At 58.3% G+C, this 12858-nt stretch carries 13 protein-coding genes; all 13 read right to left on the bottom strand.

Going from position 1 to position 12858, the window contains the following annotated elements; translation table 11 throughout:
- Positions 1–18: 18 nt before the first annotated feature.
- On the bottom strand, positions 19–939 hold the full coding sequence (locus ACYQ11_RS20055) for a tetratricopeptide repeat protein (protein WP_459925606.1): 921 nt from the start codon (positions 937–939) through the stop codon (positions 19–21).
- Entirely contained in the window at positions 936–1301 is a 366-nt protein-coding gene (yidD, locus tag ACYQ11_RS20060; RefSeq protein WP_459925607.1) for a membrane protein insertion efficiency factor YidD, read from the bottom strand. The genes ACYQ11_RS20055 and yidD overlap by 4 nt, the downstream gene beginning before the upstream one ends.
- Positions 1294–3021 (bottom strand): type II secretion system ATPase GspE, encoded by a 1728-nt coding sequence (gspE, locus tag ACYQ11_RS20065; RefSeq protein ID WP_459925608.1) that lies wholly within the window; start codon positions 3019–3021, stop codon positions 1294–1296. Before gspE ends, yidD begins: the two co-directional genes overlap by 8 nt.
- A 9-nt stretch (positions 3022–3030) precedes the next feature.
- A complete protein-coding gene (gene gspD / locus ACYQ11_RS20070; RefSeq protein WP_459925609.1) occupies positions 3031–5061 on the bottom strand; it encodes a type II secretion system secretin GspD in 2031 nt (676 codons plus the stop codon).
- A gap of 48 nt (positions 5062–5109) precedes the next feature.
- A complete protein-coding gene (gspC, locus tag ACYQ11_RS20075; protein ID WP_459925610.1) occupies positions 5110–5985 on the bottom strand; it encodes a type II secretion system protein GspC in 876 nt (291 codons plus the stop codon).
- 20 nt (positions 5986–6005) lie between these two features.
- Positions 6006–6884 carry a type II secretion system protein GspN gene (gene gspN, locus ACYQ11_RS20080; protein WP_459925611.1) on the bottom strand — a complete coding sequence of 293 codons (879 nt, stop codon included), beginning with the start codon at positions 6882–6884 and terminating at the stop codon, positions 6006–6008.
- 43 nt (positions 6885–6927) lie between these two features.
- Positions 6928–7461 (bottom strand): type II secretion system protein M, encoded by a 534-nt coding sequence (gspM, locus tag ACYQ11_RS20085; RefSeq protein ID WP_459925612.1) that lies wholly within the window; start codon positions 7459–7461, stop codon positions 6928–6930.
- A 28-nt stretch (positions 7462–7489) separates the two neighbouring features.
- The gene (gene gspL / locus ACYQ11_RS20090) at positions 7490–8950 is read right to left on the bottom strand and encodes a type II secretion system protein GspL (RefSeq protein WP_459925613.1); all 1461 of its coding nucleotides are present in this window, start codon (positions 8948–8950) and stop codon (positions 7490–7492) included.
- A gap of 114 nt (positions 8951–9064) precedes the next feature.
- On the bottom strand, positions 9065–10183 hold the full coding sequence (locus ACYQ11_RS20095; RefSeq protein WP_459925614.1) for a type II secretion system minor pseudopilin: 1119 nt from the start codon (positions 10181–10183) through the stop codon (positions 9065–9067).
- Complete coding sequence (locus ACYQ11_RS20100) at positions 10180–10863, bottom strand: type II secretion system protein GspJ (RefSeq protein ID WP_459925615.1); 684 nt, start codon at positions 10861–10863, stop codon at positions 10180–10182. Before ACYQ11_RS20100 ends, ACYQ11_RS20095 begins: the two co-directional genes overlap by 4 nt.
- Entirely contained in the window at positions 10853–11251 is a 399-nt protein-coding gene (locus ACYQ11_RS20105) for a type IV pilus modification PilV family protein (protein WP_459925616.1), read from the bottom strand. The genes ACYQ11_RS20100 and ACYQ11_RS20105 overlap by 11 nt, the downstream gene beginning before the upstream one ends.
- Before the next feature lie 41 nt (positions 11252–11292).
- Positions 11293–11793 (bottom strand): prepilin-type N-terminal cleavage/methylation domain-containing protein, encoded by a 501-nt coding sequence (locus tag ACYQ11_RS20110; protein WP_459925617.1) that lies wholly within the window; start codon positions 11791–11793, stop codon positions 11293–11295.
- A gap of 89 nt (positions 11794–11882) precedes the next feature.
- A complete protein-coding gene (gene gspG / locus ACYQ11_RS20115; RefSeq protein WP_459925618.1) occupies positions 11883–12329 on the bottom strand; it encodes a type II secretion system major pseudopilin GspG in 447 nt (148 codons plus the stop codon).
- Between the last annotated feature and the right edge of the window lie 529 nt (positions 12330–12858).

Genomic DNA, 12858 nt, shown 5'->3' on the forward strand with positions numbered 1-12858 from the left:
GTCCACGTCCGTCCCCCCTCAAAACCGTCCCCCCACCACCAACGCCGGGGTCACTCCCCCCGCACCGCCCCCCCGCACCGTCACGGAAAGGCCCTCTTTGAGCCTCGTCAGAAAATCCCGCGCAGCCCGTCGGTTGTATTTGTGGGCGCTGCCGGCGGACCCATAGATATTTCCGGCGTAAAAACCAAAGCCCACGAAGGCGATGACCCCGCCCAAAGCGGGGCGGTCATGATCAAAGGATTCGGCGGCGGCCAGGATCAGCCCCCCGTTGAGCAGAAAGGCGACCAGGGCATCCTGGTAGCGTTCCAGGTAAAGGTAGCCGGCTCCGGGGATCAGGGCCAACGTTCCGGCAACCCTTGGGTTTTTCCGGGGGATCGACGGGGTTTTTTCGAGTTCGGACAGAATGTGTCCGGCCTGATAAAGATCCCGGCCCGGGGGGCTGAGATGCCCCAGGGCATCCTTAGCCCGGTCCCACCTCCCGGTTTCCAGGCGCAGCCAGGCCGTCTCGTAAAAAACCCGGTCGCGGACCTGCGGGTCCGTCGTGGTTTCAACGATATTTTTCAGTACAATCTCCCCCAGCACCGGGTTCCCGGTTCGCAGGTGGCACCGGGCCGCCAGGATCGAGGCCTCGACGCCCCAGGGTCCGTTGCCTTCCTCGTCGATCAGGGCCGTCAGCTCGGGCAGGGCACCTGCGACCTGCCCCTCGTCGAAAAACGCCTGACCGATACGAAAGCGGGCCTCGGCGGTTCGGGCATCATCGGGGAAAAACCGCAGAAAACGTTTGAACTCCACCCGGGCGGTTTCGTAATCCGTCGCGTCCAGAAGGTCCCGGGCGTAGGCGAACTGATCGTCGGCGGTCAGACAAAGGGGACCGTGCGTTTCCGCGGTCACGGCGGCCGCCGTCAACAGAATCATCAAAAGAGAGCAAAGCGGTTTCATGGGCGAGTTCGAGTCCACCAGAAGTCATTGTTTTCAAGGGGGTCCACGCAGTAGGATTGCCCGCCGATCATCACGATATCGCTTTCGGTCAGTTCATCGCGCCCGCAGCGCATCAGGCGGTCACAGGTCATGATCCAGCCAATCAGAAAACCATGGGTGACGACGGCGTCCTCGGCATAGGCCGAACAGGATGGCAGCATCATGCAGCGGTCCCCGTCCACCGGTGAAATCAGACGCTGGAATCCGTGGATGGCCGCCCGGGATGCCGATTGCATGGGGGAGATGCCTGACGAGGTGCAGGCGGAGGTTAAAACCAGGGCAAGGATGAGAACCGGCCCCCACCGCCGAGGCCTTTCAGCCATGGGTCACCCTCAGCACTTCCTCGATGGTGGTGACGCCGTCGATCAGCTTCTTGAGTCCGTCGATCCGCAGGGTCTTCATGCCCCGCTTGACGGCGTGGGTCTTGATGACGTTGGAGTCGGAGGTTTTTAAAATCAGACTTTTGATGTACTGGTCCATGACCATGATTTCCATGATGGCCACCCGGCCCTTGTACCCGGTCTGGAAGCACTGGTCGCAGCCCTTGGCCCGGTAGAAGGGAATGTTCTTGCATTTATCCAGGGGCAGCCCGGCCAGGTTGATCATGTGGGCGTCGGGCCGGTATTCCTCCCGGCAGTGGGGGCAGAGGGTCCGAACCAGGCGCTGGGCCAGGACGGCATTCAGGGCCGACGACAGCAAAAAGGGCTCCATGCCCAGGTCCACCAGACGGGTCACGGCACTGGCCGAATCGTTGGTGTGCAGGGTCGAAAAAACCAGATGGCCGGTCAGGGCCGACTGGATGGCGATTTCCGCCGTTTCCCCGTCCCTTATCTCACCCACCAGGATCACGTCGGGGTCCTGGCGCACGATGGAGCGCAGTCCGCTGGCAAACGTCAGGTCGATCTTGGGGTTGACCTGGATCTGACCGATGCCGTTCAGCTGGTACTCGATGGGGTCCTCGATGGTGATGATGTTGATTTCCGGCGAATTGATGGCCGAAAGAATAGCGTACAGGGTGGTGGTTTTCCCGCTGCCCGTGGGGCCGGTGACCAGAATGATGCCGTTGGGGGCGTGGATCAGCTCTTCCAGGATGTCGAGCTTTTCCTGGGGGAGACCGAATTCGGTGAGGGTCAACAGGGCCCCGGCCTTGCTCAGAAGACGCAGCACCACCCGTTCCCCGAAGGTGGTGGGTACGGTGGACACACGGATGTCCACGTCGTTCTCACCGATACGCACGTCGATGCGGCCGTCCTGGGGCAGGCGTTTTTCCGCGATATTCAGCTTGGCCATGACCTTGATGCGGGAGATCAGGGCCGACTGGATCCATTTGGGCGGTTTAAGAAGGTCATACAGAATCCCGTCCACCCGGTACCTGACCTTGAAGCTGTCCTGGTAGGGCTCGATGTGGATATCGCTGGCCCGGGCCTTGATGGACTGGGAAATGATATGGTTGACCAGCTTGATGATCTGGGATTCGCTGGTGTCGTCCAGAAGGTCGGCCGTTTCCTCGATCTCGCTGATGATGGTCCGGCTGCTTTCCTCCATGTCCTGAACCAGCTGCTGGGCCGAATCCCGGCTCAGGTCGTAGGCCCGGTTGATCACCGAGACGATGGCGTCCCGGGTGGCCAGCACGGTTTCATAGCGATCGTAATTCAGAAGCCGGGCCAGGTCGTCCAGCTGGTGGACGTGCAGGGGATCGTTGACGGCAATGCGGACCATGCCGATAGCCGAATCGTCATCGTCGTCTTCCAGAATCTCGACCTGGGTCCGAAGGGGCACCATGTGGTTCTTTTTCAAAAACTGAATGGACACCTTGGCGGTAAAGGAGGTATCGAGCCCTTCCATGGGCAGTTGGGACAGAAAGGGCATCCGGTACTGTTCGCCCACGGCTTCCAGGAACTGGGCTTCGGTCACGATGTTTTTCTTGATCAGAATCTCACTGAGTTTCAGATTCTGTTCACGGCCCAGGGCCCGGGCTTCCTCGATCTGACGGGGAGACACCTTAAACTTCTCTTCAAGGATCTGAGACAGTTGTCTGTTCATAAGAAACACTTACTCTTCCGTGGTGGTTTCCACGTTCAGGCTTTCGACCACAGGTTCGAGCTGCAGGGGTTCGGACAGACCCGCCGGATGCTTGTCCTTGCCGGGATAAAGCCGGACACGGCCTTCCTTGAGCTGGTTGATGTCATCGTATTTCCTGTTGTAAAGTTCCCGGGCTTCCTGGCCGTTTTTCACCACCCGGGAGGTCAGAAAGACATAGAGGTTGGTCTTGGACTGTGACTTTCCAATGGAACTGAACAGGTATTTGATGATGGGAATGTCCCCAAGACAGGGCACCTTATACCGTGAGTCGGTGAAGCTTTCGTCGATGAGCCCGCCCAAAACCACCGTGCTGCCGTCATCGACGATGACCGTGGTGTCGATGGTCCGTTTGAGGGTGGACGGCGACAGGCTCTGGGTGTCCCCCAGAACGCGGCTGGTTTCCTGGGCGATTTTCAGCCGGATTTTCCGGTCCTCGTTGATGTGCGGGGTGATCTTGAGGGAGATGCCCACATCCTTGTATTCGTAATTGTTGTAGTTGGTTTCCCCGCTCACGTCCTTGGTCAGGTAGGGGATTTTCTTACCCACGGAAATGCTGGCCTCCTCGTTGTCCGTGGTCAGGATCTGGGGCGTGGACAGAATCTCCACGTCCTCATCCTTCTTGTAGGCCTGGATCACGGCGCCCAGGCTGGGAAAGGACACGTTGCCGATTTTCAGGGTTTCGGAAAAGACGCCCAGGGCAAAGCCCGTGGGCAGAACGCTGACCCCCGGCGCCGTGGCGCTCAACCCCGCCAGGCCCGCCGTATTGGCGTAGCCGCTGCCGCCGTCGAACCCCGCACCCACCCCCGAGGCCTTGCCGTCGATGGTGGTATCGGAGCCCAGGGTCCATTCCATGCCCAGGTTGAAGGTCTTGTCCACGTTGACTTCCATGATCAGGCATTCGATGTAGACCATGGTCCGGGGGATATCGAGTTTCTTGATCACCTCTTCGAGCACCACGTAGTCGCTCTTGTCGGCGATGATGATCAGGCTGTTGGTGGCCTTGTCCGCCGTGATCTGGACGTTTTCGCTCTGGATGGGGGCCTTCTTGCCGGGGTCGGCGGCCGAGGTTTTCTTGGACAGATTCTGGAGCACCCCGGCCAGGTCTTCGGCCGACCCGTTTTCCAGGTAGTAGACATGGATCTTTTCCTTGCCCCGGGGCACTTCCTTGTCGAGCAGCCGCACCAGATTGCCGATCTTCTCGGTTTCCCCCTTGCTGGCCAGGACCACCACGCTGTTGGTCCGCTCGTCGGCCACGAACTGGATGCTTTTCAAGGTCTTGCTTTTCGCGCCGGCCTGGGCCTTGAACACCGTGTTGAGCAGGCTGGTGAACTTGGTGCAGTCGGCGAATTCCAAAGGAATCACCGTGATTTCCTGGCCGATGCCGGTCACGTCGATGGTGCCCAAAATCGTCATCAGCCGCTGGATGTTGGAGGCCAGGTCGGTGATGATCAGCATGTTGGTGGGGTCATAGGACAAAATACTGCTGTTCCGGCTGACCAAAGGGGTAAACAGGCGCTTGATTTCATCGGGGTCGGCGTATTTCAGGGGAATCAGCTGGGTGACCACCCGGTCGTCGGCGGGGCCCGCCTCCTGCTTGAGACGGGTGACGATGTTTTTCTGGAGCGCATCCTTGGCCGGAACGATCTTGATCAGCTTGCCCGCCTTGACCGCGGCGAAGTCATGGACCTCCAGCACCGATTCAAACACCCGGTAGGCCTCGTCGATGGACACGGCTCCCGGTGAAATGATCGAAATCTTGCCGTTGACCTTCCGGTCGATCACAAAATTCTGCCCGGTGATTTCACTGATGAATTTGATGAAGACCCGAATGTCCACATCGTTGAAATCCAGATGAACCATCTCCGGAGCCGCCCCTGGGGACGGACTTTTCGTCCCGTCTCCAGGGGGTGCGGCGAAGGCCAGGGCCGCCATCAGGAGAATCAGAAGAAAAGCCATGGCCGACGTGCCTGCGCCCACCCTGCCGTTGTTTGTCGCCTTCATGTGTCGTCCACCGTGTTTGATCCGTATCATAATGTCCCGTCTGAATGACTATTTAATATCAAAATCAAGGGTTTGAATCTGTCCACGCCGTTTGATCTCAACCTTCATGTTTTCCATGTTCTTGAGCCCGCCGTACAGCTTCATGGCATCGTCCACACTCTGGATCTTGTTGCCGTCGACCCCGAGAATGATATCCCCGTTGCGGAGGCCCAGCTGCTTGAACACCGAATCGCCCCTTATACCGCTGATGATCAGTCCGTCCGCCTCGCCGTCCTTGAAATGGGGCCGGATGCGGACATCCTTCATCAGCTTGTTCAGATCCTTCAGGGATTCATCGATCATCTCCCGCTCCACGGTGATGGTCGACGGCGGCCCCGACGGCGCCGCGTCGGCGTAATCCGGTGCCGGCATCATCCGGTGCCCGGGGGTTCCGCCCATGCCCGCGGCATCGCTGACCTCGAGGATCTGGTCCTTGCCGTTCACGTTGAGCACCACCTTGTTCCTCAGCACATGGGTGAGGGTGGCGTCCTGAATACGGTCACCGACCTTGTACAGGGCCTGCTGCCGGGTCGTCTTTTCCTCGATGACGGCAAAGGCCAGGGCCCCGCCGCCGGAAATGGTGCCCCAGAGGGTCAGTTGCAGGTCGGTTTTTTCCATGTCGTCGAGCTTCAGGTCCGCCGTGGTTTGCGGCGGAACCTCGTCATCGACCCGGAAGAGATTGCGCCCGGCCACCTGGCTGTAAGCCGCAAACGACTGACGGGCCGCGGTTTCGGCCCGGGAGGACGTAGGGACCGTTCGGGCCGCCGGCCGGACCTCCTCGATGGTCAGCGAATGGGTCAGGACCTTGTAAAAGGTTCCGGTTCCCAGCCCGATAAAGGCCGTGATCAGGATGAGATTGGCAAGGGTGAAATACCGATCGACCATGGATGTTTGATTCCTCTTCCCTATTTAAGCGCGTACCGGGGACCGGCGGCCGTCCCGGAAATGCTGAACGAAATATCGCCGTTTGCATTCATTTTTTTGCCGATCAAGGCCTCGATGGGAACGCTTTGGCCCAGGGTTTCCATGAAGGCCGGATCGGGGCGTACCGTCCCGGACAGCCGCAGCGTGCTCCGCTCGAGGGGGCTGCGGATAAAAATCGAGCCGGTCAGGGTTCCGTCGACCTCACGGCCGTCGACCGCCGCATTCTGGATCTGGACTTTCTTGCTCTTGAGTTCCACATCGGCCGTCACCTCGGGAAAAGACAGGCTTGAAATGGTGAAAAACGGCCGTTCCGGCGTCACGACCAGATCGGTGACCGAAACGCTCAAAACACCGTTGCCCCGTCCTTCGGGAGAATAACTGGCCCGGGCGTCCAGGGTGCCTTTCACCGCATAACCCGGAAGACGAGAGGCCAGAATGCTTTCCAGGGTTTCCAGCCTGACGCCCGAAACCGTGACGTTTTCCACCGACAGCTTTGCGGGGTTGCGTTCCGGAACGACGACCCGACCGGAGACCCGACCGCCGAACCCTTTGAGGACAAAGACAATCTCCGGATTTCCCCGGACCAGGGAAATCAGGCCGGGGGTGATTTTCAGGGCCTCGACCTTCACCGTAATCCTCTCCGACCGGGCCGTTAATTCCACGTCACGCAGGGACAGGGAGGCGGGAAGGGCCGGGCGGGCCTTCCCGATGGTCACGTCAAGGTCCGGAGCCTGCCGCGCAATCACGGTTTCCAGATAATCGGCGAAAAAATCCGCCGGAAAAAGAAACCACAGGAAAAAGACAAAGGTTCCCAGGGCGTACAGGGTATAAAAGATATTTTTTCTGCTGAACATGGCCATGTGCGATGTCTTCGCTTTCGTATGCCGGTCACGCACCGACCGCTCAACTCTCCTGTTTGACCGTTTCGATCTGGAGAATGGCGGTCAGCAGTTTTTTATCCTTACCGGTCTTGGTCAGGGATACCCCCCGGACGAACACCCCGTTGGGCGAGGTCTCGACCTCGTAGAGGAACTCCATCAGTTTTTTCATATCCACGCCCTGGAGCTTCATTTCCACCAGGGACAGGGTCAGCTGGGTGTCCTTCTGCACGCTTTCCGACGGTTTCATGTAGCTGATGCTGTCCTTGACCCCGGTGGTTCCGGAAAGCTGCTCCAGAAACGAGAACAAGGTAAAATTCCGATCCTTCCGTCCTGCGCTTTTCTGCATGGAACGATTTTTTTCCATCAGGTCCAGATACTCGTCCCTGAGTATCTGCATTTCCTCGAGCCGGTCTTTTTTTTCACCGATCAGCCGCAGGGTCCGTTCACGGCCGTCCACAAAGGGAGTGATCACGAACTGATAGATCGCAAGCAGAACGATCAGGGCCGCCGCTCCCCCCACAAATCCCTTTTCACGATTGCTCATCTGGATGGCCATGGGCCGCTCATCCCTTTCGACCGACCGATCAGAAATCGATCTTGAGTTTAAAATTGACCTTGCTTCCGCCGGGGTCGCCGGTGGTCGAGGTGATCACCACGGCGCTGAAATAATCGATCTTCGTCAGACGGGTCTTCATGTCTTCCACCGAAGCGAAGGTATCCGTGCTGCCCGAGATTTTCAGGTCCTCGCTGCCCAAAACAAATCGGTCGAACTCGATGGACAGGGTCTCCGGCAAAGCCCGGCTGATATCGTTGAGAAGGTCGATGAGCCGGATGTTCCCGGCCTTGCTGTCCGCGAAGGCGGACTGCTTGCGGGCCTCGGTCACGTTGGCCTTCATCTGGCTGTAGGCGTCGACGATCTTCGTGGTTTCGGGAAAGGTTTCCCGGAAAACGGCCGTCATCCGGCGATCATAATCCGCAAGGGTCCGCCGGGCGCTGAGGGTGTCATAGACCAGATTCCCGAAAAGGACCAGAAGCACCAGAACAAGAAGCACCCCGCTGTGAATCAGGCGCCCCCGATACTCGGACAGGTATTTATTCAGGGCCACAAACCGCTCGCTCAGGCGGAGACCCTTGATACCGAAGAGCCCTGCATGGCAGAGGGCCATGGCGTTCTGATACAGATCCCGGTCCCAGAGATCCGTCAGCCGCTCATCCAGGCCGAACCCCATGAAACGCCGGGCGTCCATGGGTTCCACCGGCAAACCCGCGGCCTTGGCCAGGGCCTCGTGGGCTCCCGGCGCTCCGCCCCCCGTCCCGGTCACATAAAGCATCTCGGGACTGTAATCGATCTCGTTTTGTTCACAGAACGCCAGCACGGTCCGAATCACGTTGAGGCCTGCGGCATGGGGGGTACTCGACGCAAAGGACCGGATCCCGGCGATCTGTTTGCCGTGGATCAGAAACAGCGTGCCCTCATCCCGGCCCAGATCGAGAAACAGACAGTCCTGGCGTTCCTCAAGGGATGCAATCAAACACTCGGCGGCAGCCGATCCGCCGGGCAGTACGGCCTGGACCGAAAGCCCGCCCCGTCTCAGACAGGATTCAAAGGATTCAAGAAGATTTTTGTTGACCGCGGCCGAAACCAGGCGGCTTTCCTCGTCCTCATCCGCCTGCTCCCGAACGATAAAATCCATCGCCAGCTCATCAACGGCGCCGGGCATCACCGGTTCAAGTTCGAAGGGCAGAACCTGCCGGATTTTCTTTCTGTTTCGAAAGGGTACGGAAAGATTGCGAAACGACATGTCAATGGCGGGGAAGGACACCATGGCGTCGGCCGTTGACAGATCCATGGTCTGAGACAGGGTTTCAAGCATCCGCAGAAGGCGTTCACCCCGTTCGTCCCCGTCGGATTCCGGTCCGGCCTCGTCCCGGGGTGCCTCGATGTGGGCCAGCGCCTCGATCACATGCCCCTGGAGGGTGCCCTGAACCAGAACGGCGGTCAGTGAATCCCGCCTGATGTCGAGTCCGAGAATTTTTCTGCTCATATCCTGTCCGCGGGTGAATTCACCCGGATCGCTGATGACCTGAAATTGCCCTGCCGTTTACGCGCCCCCCTTCTTGAAACCGGAGAAGGGCCGCAAACACTGTTAACCTATAGCTCAATCGGCCTTCCAACTCAAGACCGTATAGTGTCCCTTTTTATCGTCACGCTGAATGACTGCCGTGACGGTCCGCTGTGTTTCCCTGCTCGATGCCGTGCAGGCAATGGAATACACGTCACTTGCCGTGGTGATCAGATCCGTCCGGATACCGCTGTCCTCGCAGCCGGGGCAGTTCAGATACCAGGTGCCGGACAATTCGTTGACAAACCCGTCTTCGGTCCGTTCCTTCCGGTAGTCATCGATGGCCTGGGCCGCAATGGAATTTTCAAGGTCCGAACGACTGTCCGGCATCAGAGCCATGATCACAGGCAAGTCTGCCGTATTTATATTGATTTTCCCCGGATAAGTAAACAGCGTTTTTTTTTCGCCCTGATCCTTGGCCTTTTCGGCAGGGATCATGCCGTAGACCGTGAGCAGGTCACTCAACCGGTAACCCATTTCCACGCGGCCGAGCATCTCGGGTGTGATGCCCTTGATCTGGGACAGCTCGTCCAGGGTCCTAAACGGACCGTTGGCCGCGTTGTAGGGGGGCGTCAGGCTTTCGTAATAATCGCTTTCCACCCCGTTGATGCCCGTGACCGCATCGTCATCTCCCCTGTCCAGCCAGTCCTTGATGCAGTTGATGATATCGCTGTTTTCCCCAAGGCTGTCGATGGATTCGTCGGGCGGGTTCAGCATGTTCAGCACCGTTTCCCAGAGGGTTTTCTGGGCGGCGTTGAACTCCCGGCCCTCCGGATAGGCAACCAGCGCATTAACCTGGATTTTTCCGAGTTCGTCGATGATCGCCAGCTTGATCGTCGCGTCCTGTGCGGGAAAGGCCGCCAGAAGTTCGTCGATTTTCAACGGATCGGCCCAGGTTTCCTGGAGGGTGTCGGTCTCGGACGTCCGCTTGTCCTCCATCAAAAGGCCGATCCCCAGATGGATACCCGAGACGGCCAACTCGTAAAGCCGTGCCCGTTCCATGGACTGGTGGGCCTTGGCGACCTTGCCCCGAACGTTCCGGTTCACCTCGGACACCAGGGCGAAAATCACGAACAGCACGGTGATGGTGATCAGAAGGGCCACACCCCGCTGGTTGAACGATGGTTTCAGAAGATCCCGGGGTCGACATATCATGATGTTTTCTCCCGGACACACCGCAGATGAATCCTCGTATGAAAGGTCATCACGCGGTCCTCGTCCTCGATTTCCATGCGTATGACCACGGCGGAGGGTGTGGCGTAACCGACTTCGTCGGAATCGGAATCCCAGCTGTCGTGTTCGGTCCCGTCCTCATCGACGTAGGTAAACGTGAGGGCCTTGATCCTGCGGAGAAGCACGGGGTCCGACCGCCGTTTCTCGAAGGCCTCTGAGAAAAAAATCCTGTCCGATCGCCGGAGCACCCATCCGTATTCCCGGCTTTCATCCATGTAATACACCACCTCGGCGATTCCGCCCCGCTGATCCCGATTGACCGGCAGATGGGACAGGGAGGTGAATCGAAGCTGCGGGAACAGGGTCCCGCCCAGCGGTTCCGTGCCCCCGTCGAAACGGTAGGGATCGGGATCGTCACCGAATCCGGGCGGACTGTAACCGGGCTTCTGCACCACGAACAGGGCTTCCAGATCACGCTGCATGATGCCCATGGCTCCGTAAGCCATCTCGTCCACATCACCGCCCTGGTTGATCATCGCCGCACTGAAGGCAATCTCCCGGAAACTCGTGAACACCACCGACACCACCAGGGTGAAAATAAAGATGGCGATCAGCACCTCGATCAGGGTGAACCCCCGGGTTTCGGCCGTATCAGCGTTCATCGTCCTCCACATACCTGTAGGCGGTCAGGTCATAGGTATTTTCCCCGTCGTTCAGCACCACCTGAAGATCGATTTTCTTGAACCGTCCGGCGGTTTCGCCGAGCAGCTCATTCTCCACATCGGACACGCGAACCGTATACGAATAACCGTCGTCGTCCTCACCGAAGTCGCCGCTCTGATCGGACAGATCCCGTGATTCGACCTCCAGTTCCGCCAGTTTGGCCTGGGCCAGAAGAGGCGCCCGGGTATAGAAACGGACCGCATGGCTCACCGACAGGGTCTGGATGTGCAGGGAGTACACCGCAAAAAATCCCGTGGCGATGACGGCCACCGCAATGACCACCTCAAGCAGGGTGAATCCCGATTGTCCGTGCTGCGTCCTCAACATCGGCCCGTTATCCCGTATCACTGTTTGTTTCGTATGAGAAATCATTCGTCGAACATCACGAACCCGTCCCTGATCCCCACCGGAGGAAGAAACGGCTCGATCACGAAGGACAGCTTGTCCCTGTCGGCGTTCTCCATATGAATGACGGCATGGTCGCAATAGCCCTGGGGGTAGAAAAAGACCTCGGACCGCGTGTCGTCCTCCCGGCCCGGAAAAGGATAGATGATATCCACCAGACGGATATCAGGCGGCAGGGCGAACCCGCTCTTTCGAGCCTCGGCCAGGGCGTCTTCCTCCATCCCCTCTTCGGAAATCCAGAAGGCGTTGGCCGAAATGTCCACATGCAGAATATAACGCACCTGTTTTTTCACGGACAGCCCTTTGAGATGCTCCACATTCAAAACCACCCACCGGGAGACCCGGTCTCGGTTGTCCATGTAAAGCAGGCCGTCCATCCGGGGAAGGGCGAAACTGAACATCAGACCGATCAGTACGATCACGACAATGATTTCGATAAACGTGAAACCCCGTTGATCGGCCATGGGTCATCCTCATCCCGTGTTACGGCGCGATGATGCGCCAGGCTCCGGCAGGGCACCGCTCGATCAGTCGCCCGCCGTCAACGCCCTTGTTATTCGATTTCCCAGTTGTTGATATCCTTGTCCTCATCCTCCCCGCCGCTCATCCCGTCCTTGCCGTAGGAAATGATGTCGTACTCCCCGTGGACCCCGGGGCAGATGTAGATATAATCGTTACCCCAGGGATCCTTGGGCACGGTGTTTTTCTGAAGGTAGCCCCCCTTTTTCCACTTCTTGGGGAGGGTGCCGGTGGAGGGCGCCTCGACCAGAGCCTGGAGGCCCTGCTCGGTATCGGGATAGATCCCGTTGTCCAGCTTGTACATGCCCAGCGCCGTCTCAAAGGACTTGATGTTGGCCTTGGCCGATTCGATCTTGGCGTCGTCCACCCGGCCGAGAATCTTCGGGGCGATGATCCCGGCCAACAGGCCCAGCACCACAATCACCACCAGCAGTTCGATCAGGGTAAACCCCCTTCTGTCCGTCCATACGCCGTATTTCATGGTCCGCGTTCTCCGTGTCATGACGTGATTACAATGAATAATGACAAAATCAGAGGCCCGGCGGCCCCGTCTCGTTTCCTTCAAATCCGTTCGTATGTTCCATATAGCATCAGCCCCCAAAGATCAAGGATCATTCAAGCACCGCAGGGAGCGCGCCCTGTATTAGGGACATGCAAATTATTTGATGAACCGCTCAAATTTCCTTCCCCGTCACTCTCCATGTCCTTTTGCAACGAGGCCTCGAGATTATTTCCTGATTGCCGTCCTTGTTTTCTCCAATTTCATAGCGCCGGCCAATGAAAAAGCAGCCCTTTGCCATCGGCAAAATCCGCCATGCCTCAGAGAATGCGTAGTTCCGCCTTCCGCTGCTACCGCAGCAGGAATATTAACAATGATTTGATCAAAAAGGACGAAAATGCGTCAGGAAGACAGTCGCTTGAGAGAAAACATCCCGTCCAGCCCTTTGATGGGCTTGGGTTTTTTCTCATGACGGGACTGGAAGACGTGCTTGAACATCCGGTAGTGATCT

Source organism: Desulfatiferula olefinivorans, from assembly GCF_054657895.1.